We start from the raw sequence: 17,549 nt of genomic DNA on the forward strand, positions 1-17,549 counted from the left end.
CCGCACCCCCTTCGCACCGGCGATGGATCGCGAAAGCCGCCCTCTGCTGGCCATCGTGCCCGAATGATCCTTCCCGCATCCTACGTTGACCTGCCAATTCGTCGCACCCGCATCCACTCGAGAGCCGGCGCGGGCAGCTCCCTTGTGCGTGGTTGTGTTGGTTCTAACCAACACAACCACGCACGACCGGGTCCTCATCCCGGACGTTCACGCTGGTCACACCCCGGATGTGTCTCGGCCCCGCGGAGGCGGCTCGAGAGCCCGTGCATCGTTACTGGTCAGGCGATGTGGCTCACAGTCTCGCGGGACACCCGCAGCGGGGATGCTGTTCGTCACACCGTCCGTGGTGGCCTTTGCTCGCGGGCGGACTGGCACGCACCGCCCCTGGAGCTCGCCATCGATTTTTGAAGAGCTCCATTTTGCCCACCCCCGCCCGCGACCAGAAATTCGCCGATTCCGGGAGGGCGGAAGACGTCCGCGCCGCATTGTCCACTGTGGACTCACGCTTCTCGGTCGGTTGCGGCGTAACGGATTTCGGCGCGGCGATCGCGCCACGGGCGAATCCCTCGATCGGGGACCACCGCCCTGCCTGCACCGGACACCGTCCGTAAGAATGTCGGAGTCGCCGACCACTCACCCGGGTGTCTTTGATTGCTCGGTCTGAGCAGTCATACCGGATACTGTGTGCACGTGAAAGCCCGTGATTTCCGTATCGAACCCGATGTGCCGGTCGTGCTGCGCGGGGCGGCCGCGTACAGCTGGCGGCTGCTCATCTCGCTCGCGGCCGTCGTGGTGCTCGCCTACCTGATCAACTACCTCGCCGTCGTCACCGTTCCGGTCGCGATCGCCTTGCTGCTCTCGGCATTGTTCGCCCCCGTGGTACGCAGGCTGGTGAACTGGCGGGTGCCGCGCGGACTGGCGACGGCGATCGCGGTGATCGTCGGGCTCGCGGTCGTCGGCGGGGTGCTCTATCTGTTCATCTCCACTGTCATCACGGGTCTGCCGGATCTGACCAACCAGGTCTCGGCGAGCATCGAGCAGATCAACACCTGGTTACGGGATGGGCCGCTGCACATCTCCCAGGATCAGTTGCAGGGCTTCCTCGACCAGATCGTGCACTGGTTACAGACGAACAAGAGCGTGATCACCAATGGCGCACTCAGCACGGCGGCCTCGGTCGGTGAGGCGCTGACCGGGATCCTGCTGTGCCTGTTCACCCTGATCTTCTTCCTGCACGACGGGGACGGCATCTGGCGGTTTCTGGTGCGGGTCCTGGTTCCGGGCGCCAATCGGGACAGGGTGGAGCGCGCGGGGCGCCGCGGGTTCATCTCGCTCGAGCACTACGTGCGGGCCACCGTGCTCGTCGCGCTGGTGGATGCGGTCGGCATCGGGATCGGGCTGGCGATCGTGGGTGTTCCGCTCGCGGTTCCGCTTGCCGCGCTGGTATTCCTTGGCGCGTTCATCCCGATCATCGGCGCCGTGCTTACCGGCGCGGTCGCGGTACTGGTCGCGCTGGTGACCAAGGGCCTCGTCGCCGCGCTCATCGTGCTGGCCATCGTGGTGCTGGTGATGCAGCTGGAGAGCCATGTGCTGCAACCCCTGCTGCTCGGCCGTGCGGTGAAGATCCACCCGCTCGCGGTCGTGCTCGGGGTCGCGGCGGGCATGGTGATCGCGGGCATCGCGGGCGCCCTGCTCGCGGTTCCGCTGCTCGCCGTGGCGAACGCCTCGATCCGCAGCTTGTGGAATGACCGCGCGCCATCCGCGAAACCCGAGGGAGAAGCGGAGAAGGACACCGGCGACGACGAGCCCGAACCGGTGAGTTGAGCATGACGATCCGGGTACAGGACGCCACATCCCCGATGTGGCTCGGTACGGGGCTGCTCCGGGTCGTGACCTATCCGTTCGCAATCGCGGCGGTGGCCGTCAACTACGACACCTACGCCCGCCCGTGGCTCGGTGTCACGGTGCTCGTGTTCATGGGCCTGTGGACGCTGGTCACGCTCGCCTACAGTTTCCGGCCCGCGTTACGCCGCGGTTGGCTGGTCATCGCCGACCTGCTGGTCACCTCCGGGCTGATGCTCACCACCTTGGCGATCTTCGATCTGAGCATTCCGGAGCACGTGCCGAGCGTGATCACGACCGTATGGGGCAGCGTGCCCGCGGTGGCGATGGGCGTGTACGGCGGCTGGCTGATCGGCGCGTCCGGTGGCCTGCTGCTCGCGGTGTGCACCGGGCTCGCGCGGCTGACCATCGACATGTCCCTGTTCACCGATGCGGTGCTGCTGATCGGTTCCGGACTGGTGATCGGGATGGCGTCCACGGCGGCACGGCGTTCGATGGTGACCATGCAGCGGGCGCTGCGCACCGAGGCGGCCACCGCGGAGCGGGAGCGGCTGGCCAGTTCCATTCACGATTCCGTGCTTCAGGTGCTCGCGCACGTGCGCAGGCGCGGCGGGGAGCTCGGCGGGGAGGCGGCCGAACTGGGACGGCTCGCGGGGGAGCAGGAGGTCGCGCTTCGTTCGCTCGTTGCTTCCGGGCCGGTCTCATCCGCCGGTGAGTCAGGGGAGGTCGATCTGCTCGGACTGGTGCGCCCGCTCGGCACCTCGCGGATCAGCATTTCCGCACCCGCGGGTCCGATCCTGCTGCCGCACGACACCGCGAACGAACTCACCTCCGCGATCCGGGAGGCCTTGGTCAACGCGGAGCGGCACGCCGGCCCCTCGGCGCAGGTATGGGTACTCATCGAGGACCTCGGTACCGAGGTGGTGATTTCGGTGCGGGACGACGGGGCCGGAATCCCGCAGGGGCGGCTCGAGGCAGCCGCGGAGGAGGGGCGGCTCGGGGTTGCGAGCTCCATCACCGCCAAGATCCGGGCCCTCGGTGGAACCGCGAGCTTGGAAACCGCGCCCGAAGAGGGTACGGAATGGGAGTTGCACGTTCCGCGTGTGCGCCCGGAACCCAGCACGGGTTTGGCTCGATTGGTCAAGCGGAGGCAGCATGGCTAGCGAACCGATCTCGATCGTCGTTGTCGACGACCACCCGATCTGGCGCGATGGCGTCGCCCGCGACCTCGGGGAACGCGGCTTCGAGGTCCTGGCGACCGCGGGGGACGTCGAGACCGGCGTTCGCGCGGTCCGGTCCACCACCCCGGACGTCGTGCTGATGGACCTCAACCTCGGCGCGGGCAGCGGGGTCGACGCCACCAGAAAGATCACCGAAACCGCGCCCGGCTGCCACGTGCTCGTGCTTTCCGCGAGCGGTGAGCAAGAGGACGTGCTCGAGGCCGTCAAAGCGGGCGCGACCGGCTACCTCATCAAGTCCGCATCCGCCGAGGAACTCGTCGAGGCCGTGCGCGCCACCGCCGAGGGGGACACCGTGTTCACCCCCGGGCTGGCCGGTCTCGTGCTCGGCGAATTCCGCAGGATGGCCGCCGCCCCGAGCGCGGACACCCCCGCGCTTTCCGAACGCGAGACCACCGTGCTCCGCTTGGTCGCCAAGGGCCAGTCCGCACGCCAGATCGCGACCAAGCTGTCGATTTCGCACCGCACCGTGGAGAACCACGTGCACTCGACGCTGCGCAAACTCCGGCTGGAGAACCGGGTGGAGCTGACGCGCTACGCGATCGAACACGGCCTCGCAGAGGAATAACCGAACAAAAAGCCCCGTCGACATCCCCCACCCTCACCGGGGGGTGTCCCTATCTGGTTGTCAAGCAGCGGCTGGGGTGGGAACGGGTTCGGTTGTTCGGTAGTGGGTCTTGTTGCGCAGCATCGCGTGGAGCACGTCGCAGCGGCGGCGGGCCAGGCAGATCAGCGCGGCGTTGTGCTTTTTGCCCTCGGCTCTCTTGCGGTCGTAGTAGGTCCTGCTCGTGGGATCGGACAGTGCGGCGAAGGCGGCGAGGAAGAAGGCTCGTTTGAGGCGACGGTTACCGGTCCGGGCAGGATGTTCGCCCTTGATCGAGGAACCCGAGCTGCGGGTCACTGGGGCGATCCCGGCGTAGGCCGCGAGATGTGCCGAGGTCTTGAACGCCGAGGCGTCGCCGATCTCGAGCAGGATGCGGGCGCTGGTCCTGACGCCGATACCGGGCATCGATGTCAGGACCCCGGCGAGAGGGTGCGCATCGAGTATCTCCTCGACCTCGGTGGCAACCTGTTTCCGTTGCTGGGAAACAGCTTTCAGGCTGTTGGCCAACCGTGGGAGCACAGTGTCTGCCGCCGTGGCGCCAGGGACGGTCACGGTTTGCTCGTCGAGGGCGGCCATGATCGCATCGACCAGCTTGTGCCCCATGCGCGGCGCGTACACGGTCGCGATAGCGGTGAGTTTGCGGTGGCCGGCTTTGCCAAGTCCGGCTGGTCCACCGCAGCGGGACAAGATCTCCAGCACCGCTGGGTGGGCGATTCGCGGGCCGAGGGCACGTTCCAGGGCAGGATGGATGCCGGTGAGCAGGCCACGGAGGCGGTTGGACAGCCGGGTGGCCTCGGCGGCGAGATCGTCGTCAAATCCGACCAGTACGTCCAGTTCCGCGAGGGCATAGTCACCGACGTCGACCTGGCGCAGTGTGTGGGGCAGCGAGCGGGCGGCGTCAGCGATGATGAACGCGTCTCGTGCGTCGGTCTTCGCTCGACCCGGATAGAGGTCGGCGATACGACGCATGGCCAGGCCGGGTAGGTAGGCCACCTGATGCCCGGCCGCGCGGGCCACGGCAACCGGCAGCGCGCCGATCGTGGCTGGCTGGTCGACCACGACCAACAGCGACCCGTGGACAGTGAGCTTGTCGAACAGCGTCCGCAGCTTCAGTTCGCTGTTGGGCAGCGGCCCATCATGCAATCGCTTCCCACCCGCGTCCAAGGCCACGGCATGGTGCTCGCCCTTGCCGACATCCAGGCCCAGGAACACCCCGAAATTGCTGTTCATTCACCATGCCGTCCGGTCGTCACCAGTGGTCACCAGTCAGGCATCGACGGCCAGCACCCACGTTACGACGAGACCTACCCAACGGGCGGCCGTGTCCCTATTCAGCGGTCCCTCGATGCCACCAGGCCCGGCGACACCACCCCCCGGATCATGCGTTCGACTGGGGGACTCAGTCATACCGGACCTGGTGACCACAGCTCCTTGATCAGGAACTACGAAAACGGTAACGGGGGGCGACCCCGCATCCAGTATATCGGCGCACGGCAGCGAATGGCGGGCTGCGAAAAATCTGGGGATAACCGCGAGATCTGTGGATAACCGCGCAGACGATCAAGCCCGGCGAACGGCAGCGAAATCCTCGTGCGTGGTTGTGTTGGTTAGAACCAACACAACCACGCACGAGCACCCGTTTGACCAGGTCAGCGGGTCAGGGATTGTTCGATGAGGGCGGCGAACACGTCGCCGAGGGACCGGCCCGCTGCTTGGACCGCCATGGGCAGCAGGGATGTCTCGGTGAGCCCGGGGGATACGTTGACCTCGAGGAAGTAGACCTCGCCCTTGGCGGTGACGATGGCATCCGTGCGGGAGACGTCGCGCAGGTCGAGCTGTTTGTGCGCGGAGATGGCGAGTTCGACCACGGCGTCCGCATCGGTCTCGGTGAGCCGGGCGGGCGCGTGGAAGGTGGTCAGCCCCGCGGTGTACCGGGCGGTGTAGTCGTAGAGCGGTCCCTGTGGCGCGATCTCGACGGGTGGCAGGGCGACGGGGCCCTCACCGGTGTCGAGCACGGTGACGGCGACCTCGGTTCCGGTGATGTACTGCTCGGCGAGCACGGTGTCGCCGTAGGCGAAGCAGCCGACCATGGCCGCGGGCAGTTCCCCTGCCTCGTGCACGACCTGCACCCCGAGCGCGGAACCGCCCTGCTCCGGCTTGAGGATCAGCGGCAGTCCGAGCTTGGCGACCATGGCGTCGAGTACCGCCTGCGCGCCGAGCTCGCGGAAGGTGCTGTGCGGCAGGACGACCCAGTCCGGGGTGCGGATGCCTGCGCGGTGCAGCTCGGATTTCGCGGTGGGCTTGTCCCAGGCACGCCGGCATGCGTGCGAGTCACTGCCGACGAACGGGACATCGTGCATCTCGAGGATGGTCTGGATGGACCCGTTCTCGCCCTGACCGCCGTGCAGCGCGATCGCGACGGCATCGGGACGTTCACTGGCCAGCCGGCCGATCAGCGCGGAATCGGCGTCCCATTCCAGGGTGGTGATGCCGACCGAACGCAGTGCGGCCGAGAGCCGCCGCCCGGAGCGCAGGGATACCTCGCGTTCATGGGATAAACCACCGGAGAGCACGGCGACCACGTGATCGGACAATTGAAGGAAGGCTCCTTATGCGGTGTCGGGCGAAGGCGACTGCGGCCCGCTGATCTCACGCCGCGCCGTCGGCCCGAAGGTTTCGTAGAGCTCGAGCTCCGACTCGAGCACCCCGGCGAGCCTACGCACCCCTTCGGTGATCCGCTCCGGGGTCGGGTAGCAGTACGAGAGCCGCATCTGCCTGCTCCCGAAATCATCCGCGTAGAAACCGGTTCCCGAAGCGTAGGCGACCCGCGCGGTGACCGCACGGGGAAGCATCGCCTTGGTGTCCACACCTTCGGGAACGGTGAGCCAGACGAAGAACCCGCCCGCGGGCCGGGTCCAGCTGCACCCCTCCGGCAGGTATTGCTCGAGCGCCCGCAGCATCGCGTCCCGGCGCTCGGCGTAGTTCCGGCAGAACTGCTTGATGTTGCCCTGCCAGTCGTGCGTGGCCAGGTACCGGGAGACCACGAGCTGGTTGAAGGTCGGCGGGCACAGGGTCGCCGACTCCGCGGCGAGCACCAGCTTCTCGCGCACCGCGTGCGGGGCCAGCGCCCAGCCGACCCGCAGCCCGGCGGCGAAGGTCTTCGAGAACGAGCCGAGATAGATCACGTTCTCCGGATCGAGAGTGCGCAACGCCGGGTACACCTGGCCGTCGAAGCCGAGCATGCCGTACGGGTTGTCCTCGATGATCAGGATTCCCGCGCTACGGCAGATCTCCACGATCTCGGCACGCCGCTCGATGCTCAGCGTCACCCCGGCCGGATTGTGGAAATTCGGGATCGTGTACAGGAACTTGATCCGCTGCCCGGACTTGCGGCAGGACTCGATCGCCGCGCGCAGTGCCTCGGGCTGCAGGCCATCGTCGTCCATCGCCACGTGCACGACCTGGGCCTGATAAGCGGCGAAGGAACCGAGCGCGCCGACATAGGACGGTCCCTCGGCGAGCACGACATCGCCCGGATCGCAGAACAACCGGGTCACCATGTCCAGGGCCATCTGCGAACCGACGGTCACCACGACATCGTCCGGGTGTGCCGAGACCCCCTCGAGCCCCATCACCTCGCAGATCTGTTCGCGCAGGGCCACCACGCCCTGGGCCGAACCGTACTGCAGGGCGGTGAGCCCCTCGTTCGCGATCAGGTTCCCGATCTCGGTGGAGAGCGAGTCGAGGGGGAGCGCCGCGAGATTGGGCATGCCGCCGGCCAGCGAGACCACCTCGGGGCGGCTCGCGACGGCGAACAGAGCTCGGATCTCCGATGCGGTCATCCCCGTGGTGCGCGCGGCGTACCGGTGCAGGTGGGGGTCGAGATCATGCTGGCTCGAGTCCGGTCTTGCCGGCCGCTGTTCGGTCATCCGGCGCTCCAAGGTCGCGCTTCGAGATTGGCGGGCATACAGTGGTACCGGCCGAGTGTAACCGTCGTGCCTGGGGGAACCGCGCCGCGAGCACGCCCGGCTAAGCTCGTATCGCTTCATTCGTGCAGCTAAAGGGAGGTCTGTTGACTCGCCGCGTGGTTGGCGTCACGCTCGACAATCTCGACGGGCTCCCCAAACAGTGCAGAAGGTGCGTGTTCTGGGAACTGGCCCCGCACCTGCGCGAGGAGGCCGAGCAGTACGGCGATGTCGAGTTCGAGAAGGAAGCCTGGATCTCGAGCGTGCTGCTCGACTGGGGCTCCTGCGGACGGATCGCCTACGTGGACGAGGTGCCCGCGGGATACGCGCTCTACGGCCCGCCGAACATCGTGCCGAGGGCCGCCGCCTTCCCGACCGCCCCGGTCAGCGCGGACGCCGTGCTGCTCACCGCGCTGCGCGTGGTCACGGACTTCGGGGACGGCGGGGTGGGCCGGATGCTCGTGCAGGCGGTCGCCAAGGACCTCACCAAGCGCGGCGTGAAGGCGATCGAGGCTTTCGGGGACGCCGACCCGGTGGACGGGTCGACCTGTGTGATCCCCGCCGATTTCCTGCTCTCGCTCGGTTTCAAGACGGTGCGCCCGCACCACAAGTGGCCGCGGCTGCGGCTCGAACTGCGCAGCGCGATCTCCTGGAAGGAAGACGTCGAAGCGGCACTCGAGCGCCTGCTGTCCACGGTGACCATCCAGCAGGGCGCGCCGGCACTCGGCCAGCCCTTCCGATCGGAGCGCTGAACTGGGCAACAGCCAGGTGGTTACTCGGCCTTGGCGAGTTCGTGCCGGAGAATGTCGGCGAAGGTGAACGTGCCCGTCGGCTGGTCGCCCTCACCCAGCAGGTAGAGCCGCTTGACCGCGATGAGCATGCCCTCCGCGATCCGGTCCAGGAACGCGGGATCACGCAGGTTCGCCCGGTCACTGGCATTGGTGAGGTATCCGGCCTCGACGCGCACCGCGGGGCAGCGGGTGAGCCGCAGCGAGTCCCAGCCGCGCCCGTGCGAGCGGCAGTCCAGCAGCCCGGTACGCGCGGTGACCTCGCGCTGGATGAACCCGGCGAGCGCTTCCCCGATGGTGGATCCGGTGCGCCCGTTGCCCGCGCCGAAGTGGAAACAGGCGACCCCACGCGCATGCGGCGAACGGTGCCCGTCGACGTGCAGGGACAGGAACAGGTCCGCACCGGTCTCGTTGGCGAACCTGGCCCGCTCCGGCTCGGTCGGGCAGTGCTCGGGTCCCCTGGTCAGCAGCGCGTCCATCCCGGTCGCCTGCATCCGGCCCTCGAGCCGGCGCGCGAGGTCGAACACGATGTCGGCCTCGCACACATCCTCGGCCACGACGCCCCGGTCCGGCCCGCCGTGCCCGGGGTCGATGATGATCCGCTTGCCGCGCAGCCGCGGACCGGCGGTGCGCATCCGCTCCTGCTCACGCAGCAGCACCGGGCTCCCGCCGCGCACCTTGGGGGCGAGCTGGCGCAGGGTGCGCACGGTCACCGCGCCGCAGATGCCGTCCACGGTGAGCTTCATATCGCGCTGGAAATCCCGCAGCGCCTGCTCGGTCTGCCCCTCGAACACCCCGTCCGGGCGCCCCGCGTCGTAGCCGAGCTCGAGCAATCGCTCCTGCAGCGCGAGCACGTCGTCCCCGCTCATCGGGGCCGAGACGGTGTAGGCAAGTGGGCGCGCGCCGAGCGTGTACGTCGCATCGAGCATCGCGCGGTAGGTCGCGGGGCCGACCACGCCGTCGGTGATCAGGCCCTTGCGCTGCTGCAGTTCGCGCACGGCGTGCTCACAGGCGGCGTCGAACACCTCGTGCGAGCCGTTGTGCGACTCGGTGAGCAGGCCGAGCTTGACAAGGATCGACCGCACTTCGGAAACGGCGGGGCCAGCGTCACCGCGGTGAAGTTGCGGCATGCACTCCTCGCTTCGCTCGGGCACCGATGCATCGCACGCGGCGCGGTCGTCAGTTCGCTCTACCGGGGGATACGCGGTAGGGCTTCACCCGTGCTTGACCCCGATATCCACTTATTGTGCCTTGTCGCCCCGCGCCGGTGACGCAAGGGTGACCCCGTGCGTCGGCGCACGTGAGGAACGCCGAAAAGGCCCGGCGCTCGGCTCGCGCGCACCGTGACCGGGACGGTAGCAACACGCGGGAGCGCCGGGCCTTGTTGTCCGCGTGGCGAAAACCACGCCGAAACGTTATCGAGTGATCAGATGTACTCGGAAAGATCCGAGAGCAGCGCCGCCTTCGGCTTCGCGCCCACGATCTGCTTCACCGGCTGACCGCCCTTGAAGACCATCAGCGTCGGCACGGACATGATCTGGTAATCGCGAACGACCTCGGGGTTCGAGTCGATGTCGAGCTTGGCGATCGTGAGCTTGTCCGTGTTCTCGTCGGCGATCTCCTCGAGCACCGGCGCGACCATCTTGCACGGGCCGCACCAGGTCGCCCAGAAGTCCACGAGCACCGGCTTGTCGCTGTCGAGCACGTCGCTCTTGAAGGACTGGTCGGTGACCTCGACGGTGTTTCCAGCCATGTTTGCTCCTTACCCGTTCTTCTCGATGCGCGAGCGGATCAGCCCGCACTTGGTCCGGTCGAGCCCGCCAGCACGGCGGCCTCCGGCGCCACGTTCTCGGCCAGCCAGCGCTCCGCGTCGATCGCGGCCGAGCAACCCGAACCCGCGGCGGTGACCGCCTGGCGGTAGGTGTGGTCGACGAGGTCGCCACACGCGAACACCCCGGCCACGTTCGTGTAGGTGGTGGGGGACTGCACGCGCACGTAGCCATCCTCATCGGTGTCGACCTGCCCGCGCACCACGGCCGAGCGCGGATCGTGGCCGATCGCCATGAACAACCCCGTGACGTCAGCGTTTGATTCCTCACCGGTGACCGTGTCGCGCAAGGTCACACCGGAAACACTCGATTCTCCGCGCACCTCGGTGACCTCCGAGTTGAGCTGCCAGCGGATCTTCTCGTTCGCCCGCGCACGCTCGAGCATGATCTTCGAGGCGCGGAACTCCGCACGGCGGTGGATGATCGTGACCGAGCGCGCGAACCTGGTCAGGAAGGTCGCCTCCTCCATGGCCGAGTCCCCGCCGCCGACCACGGCGATGTCCTGGTCGCGGAAGAAGAACCCGTCGCAGGTGGCGCAGGCCGACACCCCGTGGCCGAGCAGCTTCTGCTCCCCGGGGACGTGCAGGTACCGCGGTTCCGCCCCGGTCGCCAGGATCACCGCGCGCGCGGCGTACCGCTCACCGCCGACGGTGACGTACTTGGTCGGGCCCTCGAGCTCGACCGATTCCACGTCACGGGCGAGCAGTTCGGCGCCGAACCGCTCGGCCTGAGCACGGAACTGTTCCATCAGGTCCGGGCCCATGATTCCGTCCCGGAACCCCGGGTAGTTCTCCACCTCGGTCGTGTTCATCAGCTCGCCACCGAACTGGGTGCCCTCGAACACCAGTGGTTCGAGCTGCGCGCGCGCTGCGTACACCGCGGCTGTGTATCCCGCGGGCCCGGATCCGACGATGATCAGATCGCGTACCTCGTGCTGCCCTGCCACTTCACCCTCCAGTCGCTTTCGGATCACCCCGGTCGAGCTCATCACGTACCGGTGTCAACGCGATCGTATGCGGTGGATGTTCCACGCCGTCGTGTGCGCCCCGTCGCGCCCGGAATGGTCGTGAGCCGAGCTTGCGAGGCGAACCAGAAGACACGGCAGCGCCCGCTCGCGGAGGCCGAGCGGCCGGCGAAACCTGCGTGAGCGGTTGTGTCGGTTCTAACCGACACAACCGCTCACAAGGGATGTTTCAGCAGGTCAGGAGAGGTTCACATCGGCGCAGGAGTAGAAGGCGTTCCCGGTGTCCGCGATGTCCCAGACCGCGTAGATGAGGTGTTGCCCGGTCTTGCCCGCGGGCAGCTGGACGTTGTGACTGACGGTCTTCGGTGGCTGCTTACCGCCGTAGTCGACGCTGGCGAAGGGTTGCGGATCCAGTGCCGCTCTGGTCAGTGGTTTGGTGGGATCCCAGCCGTCCTTGGTGATGAAGTACCGGAAATCGGTCGTGGCATGCGCCGCGGTCAGGGTCCAGGTGAACTGGGTCTGCCGGCCGCTGGGCAGGTCGGTCGCCGGCCACTTGCCACCGCGCGGATCATCGAGCTGGCTGTAGTCCGCATGGTTGGCCGCGCACAGTTTCCCGTCGTCCGGACCGGCCTTCGGGAACCCCTTGGGTCCCTCCACGCTCTGCGGTTCCCACTGGATCGGTCCGCAGTTCTGCACCTTGCCGAGTTTGCACTGGTACGACCTGCTCGGCGGGTCCTGGGTATATCCATGTGCCATCGCGCTGCCCGATGAGGCGAACACGAGGGCCAGCGGGGCCACGCCCACGGCGATGATTCCGGCGACTGTCTTCGAGCGATTTTTTCGCACCTTCGCGCTCCTTGTCCTTGCAGCATTGCCGTAATGCGAAAGAACAGGTTTACGCGCGGTAGCTCAAGATCAGCAGATCCGTTGGTATGAAAGAAAGCTGTCGAGTTCGCGCTACTCAGCGTGTGGGTGGGACGGGCACACTCGAACCGATGACGCTGTTGCTCATGGTCTCCGGCTTGCCCGCCCCGCATTCCGGGCTGACCACGAGCATCCGGAACTGCGCGCTCTTCCCGGTGGTGAGCAGGATCAGCACGCCGGGCTTGCCGTCCAGCTCGAGCTGTTTGATCCCGGCGACCGAACTGGGCGAACCGGCCTTGTTGGCCGCGAGACAGCCCGCGAGGCGCTCCGGTTTCTCCAGCGGGCCGTAGTCGCGCGCGCCGAGTGCCGCCGAAAGGCCCCGCTTACCGAGTTCCTCCCGGCCCAGGTGCAGCACACCGGGTTTCACCGGCCCTTCGGCGACCGGTTTGCCCTGTTCGGTGTTCCCGCCGAGGTTCGTGACCCCGACCGCGGCGATGGCCGCGACAGCGGCGGCCGCGGCGACCACCCCGGAGATCCAGCCGACCCGTTTGTTCCGCTTCCGGCGCGCCTCGGCGAGGTCGACCACCTTGCCCCGGCCGGTGTCCGCCGGGCTCGCGCGCTGGGCGAGCTCCTGACCGATGACCGCGTCCAGCCGGGCAGCGACGTCGTCCGGCATCGGCTCGGCAGGCGGTGCCTCGGCGAACACGGACAACGTGCCGCGGGTCGATTCGAGCGCCTCGAGTATCGCGCGCGCCTGCGGATCCGCGTTGGCCTTCGGCCACAGCTCGGCGGCCGTCCCCTCGTCGAGCACGCCCGCGTGCAGGTCGGAGAGCAGGTCGACAGACCACGCGCCACCATCATGGCCGCCGCGCCCCACTGTGTCTGTCATCGTGGTCCCTCTCCACGCCGCGGTGCCCCCACCACGCCCGTCGAACTGTTCGGACCTGTGACGTTCGCGGAGTCGTCCGGGTTCCGTAAGTGACCGAGAAGTTTCGCCAGCTTGACCCGGCCACGCGCGCAGCGGCTCTTGATGGTGCCCTGCGCCAGGCCGAGCCGCTCGGCCGCTTCGGCGACCGAGTACCCCTCGACATCGACCAGCACGATCGGCAGTCGCTGGTCCTCGGGCAGTTCGGCGAGCGCCACGCGGACCTCGAGGGTGGTCTCACGCTGGGCCATGTCATCGGTCCCGGTCGAGGGTTCGCCCGCATCGTGCTCGGGAAGCGGAACGGTCGGCCGGGCCTGGCGGCGCCGGATCCGGTCCAGGCAGGCGTTCACCACGATGCGGTGCAACCAGGTCGTGACCTGCGACTGGCCGCGGAACCGGTCGGCACCGCGGAACGCCGAGATGCACGCGTCCTGCAGCGCGTCCGCGGCCTCCTCCGGGTCCCGCATGGTGCGCATGGCCACCGCCCACATCCGGTCCCGGTGCCTGCGGACGAGCTCGTTGAACGCGTGCGGGTCGCCGTCGACATGCGCGGAGAGCAGCTCGGCGTCGGTTGGGGCGGCCGTTGTCACCAGAACAGGATAGCGAGCCCCGGCGACACTATTTTCCGGAGAGGAAGCTGATCTCGCTGATCTTCGATGCGTACTGCCCATCGTCGCTGGCGAGCTTGTTGACCCACACGATCAGGTACTGCGTCGGCGGGTAGTCGTTCAGCTTGAGCTGGCTCTGCCCGTTGGTGAGGTCACCGCCGCCGACGATCTTCGTGTCGCCGAGGGACGGGTCCTGGGAGTCGGCCGTGCGGATCTGCACGCTCGTGCCTTCGCTCGGCGAATCGACGTTGACCTGGGACAGCGCGACCGGCTTGTCGAACTTCGCGATGATGCCGACGCCCGGTTTGAGTGAGGGGAAGTTCTGCTTGTAGCTGTAGGTCTTCCACTCGGTACCCGGGTCGCCATCGTTGACCCGGGCAACCGTGCCCGGATTGTCCGGGTCATCGGCGACGTTGAAGATCTGCATATCCGTGGGTTTCACCGGTCCCGGCGCCTGGTTCGCGGGCGCGGACGGCGGTGGGGCCTGCTGTTTGGGTGGTGCGGGCGCGCTCGCGGTCAGCTTTGGCCCGCTCGGTGTGCCGCCACCGTCCGAGAAGAACCCGATAACCCCGGTGACCAGCCAGATCAGGATGGCCACGGTGGCGACCGCGAGGATACCGATGGCGATTGCCAAACGTTTGCGGCGAACCGGATCGCGCTGCGGTTTGCGCGTGGTCCACACCGTATCGTCCCCGCCGTCCTCGGGTTCCACGACCTGGGTGACCGGGATCTGCCCGGTCTCGTGATTCGCCGCGTCGTCATCGGCGACCCGCTCGAGCACCGCGAGGATCGCGGCCGAGGTACGGATGCCGCTGACCGTGTTGCGATTGTCCGCGAGGCAGCGCACCGCCAGATTGGACAGCTCGGAGGGCACCGTGGGCTGCAGCGTCTTCGGCGCGACCACGCTCCCGTCCGGCGCGGTCGGTGCGGCGGGCAGTGCCCTCGGCCCCTCCGGCAACGGCCAGCGCCCGGTCAGCAGCAGGTAGAGCAGCGCCCCGAGACCGCGCACGTCATCGCGCAGGGTCGCATCGGGCTGGGCGCCGGGGAAGGCCAGGCGCAGCGCACCGTCCCTGGTGACTCGCACCCGCTGCGGATGGCCGACACCGAGCACGATTCCGGTCTGGTGGGCCTGTTCCACGGCACTGGTCAGCGGTTCGAGCAGGGCGGCTGCGGTGTTCGGGCGGACCGCCCCGTCCGCGACGAGGTCCACCAGATCGGTGCCCGGCGACCAGTCGGCGACCACCATGCCGAGCACGCCCTCGCTCGGGGATATCCCGTTGCCGAGGCTGAGCACATCGATCACGCGGGACACGGTCGGATGCGAGAAGGTCGCCGAGTGCATGGCGCGGTCCAGGGTCCGGCGCGCCTGGCTCGCGGCGTTGCGGTCCGCCGGGTTACCGAGCAACACCGAGAGCGCGACATCCCGGCCGAGCTGATTGTCCCGGGCGCGCCAGAACAACGCCCCGGCCTGTTCGTCCGCGCCGAACTGGGCGAGTAACCGATAGCGGCCGTCGCCGATCACGCCGCCAGGCGAGAGCTGCCCTTGGTTCGGGGACATTCCACGTCCACCGGGCGACGAAGATTCAGTTGGCCTGGTCAATGCGCACACTCCCACTCGCCGGCGCCCACTACCGGTCGACTGCCTCCTCCTGCGAGACGTTCGATCCTAGGGTACGCGACTTCGCAGGTGTGCGTACTCGTGCGACCGCGTGTCGCTGACCGTGATCGAAGAGGTTGTGCGTGGTTGTGTTGGTTAGAACCAACACAACCACGCACGAGCATCCGTTTGCCCAGGTCAGCGCTTGACGAGGCGGACGATACGGTTGACGGCCGGGGTGAGCTCGGCTACGCGCAGTACCCACATTCCGCCGAGGGTGACGGCGAGGCCGACGATCGTGCCGATGATCAGGGTGGGCCAGGCCACGGACAGCGCGCTGCCGAAGTTGTGGAAGAGCTTCACGACCAGGAGTGCGGCGGCCGCGCCCCAGATGGTGGCGAACAGGGTCTTGCCCATGGTGATCAGGACCGGTTTCGAGTCGAGGTCCCCGAGCCTGCGGCGCAGCCAGAACTGGCCGACCACGGCACCGATCACGAACCCGAAGGCGTTCACGAAGGTGACCCCGTAGATGAGGTGGTCGCTGTCCAGCAGCAGGCACAGCAGGAACAGCGGGATCTTCACCAGCACCATGAGCGCCATGATCAGCGTGGGGGTGCGCGAGTCCTTCATCGCGTAGAACACCCGCATCTGCACCATCGTGATCGTGTACGGCAGCAGGCAGAACGCCGAGGTGGTCAGCGCGAGCCCGAGACGGGCGGCCTGATTGGGATCGGACTGCCCGAGCGAGAACATGGCAAGCCCGACCTGCGGGCCGAGCACGGTCATCACGGCCGAGATGGGCCCGAGCATGACCGTGGTCATCCTGGTCGCGAAGGAGAGGTCCCCGAGCACGCCCATCGTGTCCCCGTCCGCGGCCGCGCGCGACATCCGCGGCAGGATCGCGGTCAGCAGGGAGAACCCGATCACCGCGTACGGCAGCTGCACGAGCAGCCAGGAAAGGTTGTAGATGGTCAGCCCACCGGGGGCACCGGTGGTCGAGACCCTGCTCAGCACGATCACTGCCACCTGGCTGATCCCGACGTAGGCGATCGACCACAGGGCGAGCTTGCCGAACTCGGACAGCCGGGAATCGAGCCCCCAGCGCCAGCGGAACCGGAACTTGGACCGGCGCAGCGAGGGCACCACCACGAACGCCTGGATGACGATCCCGAGCGTGGTACCGACTCCGAGCACGAGCAGTTTCGGATCCGTGATGCTCGCCGGGTTCAGGCTCGGTTTGCCGGGCATCGCCATGTAGATGGCCAGCGTCGCGATCGCCACGATGTTGTTCGCCACCGAGGACCACGCGGTCGGGCCGAACACATCCCGGGCGTTGAGGATCGCGTTGAACAGCGCGGAAAGGCCGTAGAAGAAGATCTCCGGCAGCAGCAGGTAGGCCAGCACCCTGGCGACATCCGAGCTCGGCCCGCTGCTCACGGTCAGCTTGATCAGCAGGGGCGCCGCGATCACGCAGATGATCGTCGCGGCACCGAGCACCGCGATCGACATGGTCAGCAACCGCTGGGTATAGGCCTCTCCGCCGTCCGGGTCCTCCTTGCGCGCCCGCACCATGACCGGGACCGCGACCGAGGTGAGCACGCCACCGAGCACGAACTCGAGCAGCATGTTCGGCAGGTTGTTCGCCGCGTTGAACCCGTCGTTGAGCGCGCCGATCCCGAGCGCGGCGGCCAGCAGCACCTTCTGCAGGAACCCGGTGAGCCTGCTGACCAGGGTGGCGATCGCCATCGAACCGCCGGCCTTGGCGATCGAGGTCCCCGCTGCCTGGAGCATCCCGCCGCGGCGCTCGGCCCGGCGTTTGGTCGCGCTCGCGGCTGCGGCGAGCGCGGCCTCCCTGCGGGCGGCCGCCCTGCGCTCGTTCGCGGTGCGCGGTGCTCCCGGCTGGTGCTCCAGCGGCACCCCGGGAATCGGACCGGACGGCGGGTCTGGAGCCTCGACCTTCCTGGTCGGCTGGCGCGCCCACTGGTCGGCCGTGCGCGTCGGGACGATCTGGGTTTCGTCCATCGACGGTGGGCCGAGCACGGTCGAGGAGCCGTAGTTCCGGCTCGGGTGCTGCTGTGGCCTGCGCTGCTGGCGCGTTGGTTGCCTGCGGGCCGGTTGCCCGCCGGTCGGCTGCTGGGGTTGTTGCCCCTGCTGCGGGCGACGGCGCTGCGGCTGCTGTTCGCGCGGGCGCTGTTGCTCCCGGGGCGCCTGCTCGCGGGGCCGCTGCTGCTCGCGCGGGGGTTGCTGACGCGGCGGCCCACCGCCCTGTCTCGGGGGAGGTTGCCTTCGCCGCGGATGGTTCGGGTCGTTGGGGTGCACCGCCTG

At 68.1% G+C, this 17,549-nt stretch carries 15 protein-coding genes; 4 read left to right on the forward strand and 11 right to left on the reverse strand.

What is annotated here, in order from left to right; translation table 11 throughout:
• Positions 1–690: 690 nt before the first annotated feature.
• From A37U_RS0111230 to A37U_RS0111240, 3 genes are read left to right on the forward strand one after another with little or no spacing between them, the layout of a single operon-like run.
• Positions 691–1,824, forward strand: coding sequence for an AI-2E family transporter (locus A37U_RS0111230; RefSeq protein ID WP_020496742.1), 1,134 nt, complete (start codon positions 691–693; stop codon positions 1,822–1,824).
• A gap of 2 nt (positions 1,825–1,826) precedes the next feature.
• Entirely contained in the window at positions 1,827–3,005 is a 1,179-nt protein-coding gene (macS, locus tag A37U_RS43190) for a MacS family sensor histidine kinase (RefSeq protein ID WP_020496743.1), read from the forward strand.
• Positions 2,998–3,648, forward strand: coding sequence for a response regulator (locus A37U_RS0111240; protein WP_020496744.1), 651 nt, complete (start codon positions 2,998–3,000; stop codon positions 3,646–3,648). The genes macS and A37U_RS0111240 overlap by 8 nt, the downstream gene beginning before the upstream one ends.
• Positions 3,649–3,708: 60 nt before the next feature.
• Here A37U_RS0111240 and A37U_RS0111245 read toward each other — a convergent pair whose 3' ends face one another.
• The 3 genes from A37U_RS0111245 to A37U_RS0111255 form a co-directional block, all read right to left on the reverse strand.
• Complete coding sequence (locus tag A37U_RS0111245) at positions 3,709–4,914, reverse strand: IS110 family RNA-guided transposase (RefSeq protein ID WP_020496745.1); 1,206 nt, start codon at positions 4,912–4,914, stop codon at positions 3,709–3,711.
• A 419-nt stretch (positions 4,915–5,333) separates the two neighbouring features.
• Entirely contained in the window at positions 5,334–6,278 is a 945-nt protein-coding gene (locus A37U_RS0111250) for a D-alanine--D-alanine ligase family protein (protein WP_020496746.1), read from the reverse strand.
• 15 nt (positions 6,279–6,293) lie between these two features.
• Positions 6,294–7,613, reverse strand: a complete 1,320-nt coding sequence (locus A37U_RS0111255; RefSeq protein WP_020496747.1) for an aminotransferase-like domain-containing protein — start codon at positions 7,611–7,613, stop codon at positions 6,294–6,296.
• 143 nt (positions 7,614–7,756) lie between these two features.
• On the opposite strand from A37U_RS0111255, the gene A37U_RS0111260 reads away from it, so the two are divergent.
• The gene (locus A37U_RS0111260; protein WP_026197100.1) at positions 7,757–8,401 is read left to right on the forward strand and encodes a GCN5 family acetyltransferase; all 645 of its coding nucleotides are present in this window, start codon (positions 7,757–7,759) and stop codon (positions 8,399–8,401) included.
• A 20-nt stretch (positions 8,402–8,421) separates the two neighbouring features.
• On the opposite strand, the gene A37U_RS0111265 is transcribed toward A37U_RS0111260, so the two are convergent.
• The 8 genes from A37U_RS0111265 to murJ form a co-directional block, all read right to left on the reverse strand.
• A complete protein-coding gene (locus tag A37U_RS0111265; protein ID WP_020496749.1) occupies positions 8,422–9,567 on the reverse strand; it encodes an N-acetylmuramoyl-L-alanine amidase in 1,146 nt (381 codons plus the stop codon).
• 296 nt (positions 9,568–9,863) lie between these two features.
• On the reverse strand, positions 9,864–10,190 hold the full coding sequence (gene trxA / locus A37U_RS0111270) for a thioredoxin (RefSeq protein ID WP_020496750.1): 327 nt from the start codon (positions 10,188–10,190) through the stop codon (positions 9,864–9,866).
• 38 nt (positions 10,191–10,228) lie between these two features.
• The gene (gene trxB / locus A37U_RS0111275; RefSeq protein ID WP_020496751.1) at positions 10,229–11,254 is read right to left on the reverse strand and encodes a thioredoxin-disulfide reductase; all 1,026 of its coding nucleotides are present in this window, start codon (positions 11,252–11,254) and stop codon (positions 10,229–10,231) included.
• 213 nt (positions 11,255–11,467) lie between these two features.
• Complete coding sequence (locus tag A37U_RS0111280) at positions 11,468–12,076, reverse strand: lytic polysaccharide monooxygenase auxiliary activity family 9 protein (protein WP_020496752.1); 609 nt, start codon at positions 12,074–12,076, stop codon at positions 11,468–11,470.
• 115 nt (positions 12,077–12,191) lie between these two features.
• Positions 12,192–12,983 (reverse strand): hypothetical protein, encoded by a 792-nt coding sequence (locus tag A37U_RS0111285; RefSeq protein ID WP_026197102.1) that lies wholly within the window; start codon positions 12,981–12,983, stop codon positions 12,192–12,194.
• Positions 12,980–13,609, reverse strand: coding sequence for an RNA polymerase sigma factor SigM (sigM, locus tag A37U_RS0111290; protein ID WP_020496754.1), 630 nt, complete (start codon positions 13,607–13,609; stop codon positions 12,980–12,982). Before sigM ends, A37U_RS0111285 begins: the two co-directional genes overlap by 4 nt.
• 28 nt (positions 13,610–13,637) lie before the next feature.
• Entirely contained in the window at positions 13,638–15,185 is a 1,548-nt protein-coding gene (locus tag A37U_RS0111295) for a protein kinase family protein (RefSeq protein ID WP_026197103.1), read from the reverse strand.
• A gap of 237 nt (positions 15,186–15,422) precedes the next feature.
• On the reverse strand, positions 15,423–17,543 hold the full coding sequence (gene murJ, locus A37U_RS0111300; protein ID WP_157182755.1) for a murein biosynthesis integral membrane protein MurJ: 2,121 nt from the start codon (positions 17,541–17,543) through the stop codon (positions 15,423–15,425).
• Between the last annotated feature and the right edge of the window lie 6 nt (positions 17,544–17,549).

This window comes from Sciscionella marina DSM 45152, assembly GCF_000379465.1.
In the GTDB taxonomy this organism is placed as follows: domain Bacteria; phylum Actinomycetota; class Actinomycetes; order Mycobacteriales; family Pseudonocardiaceae; genus Sciscionella; species Sciscionella marina.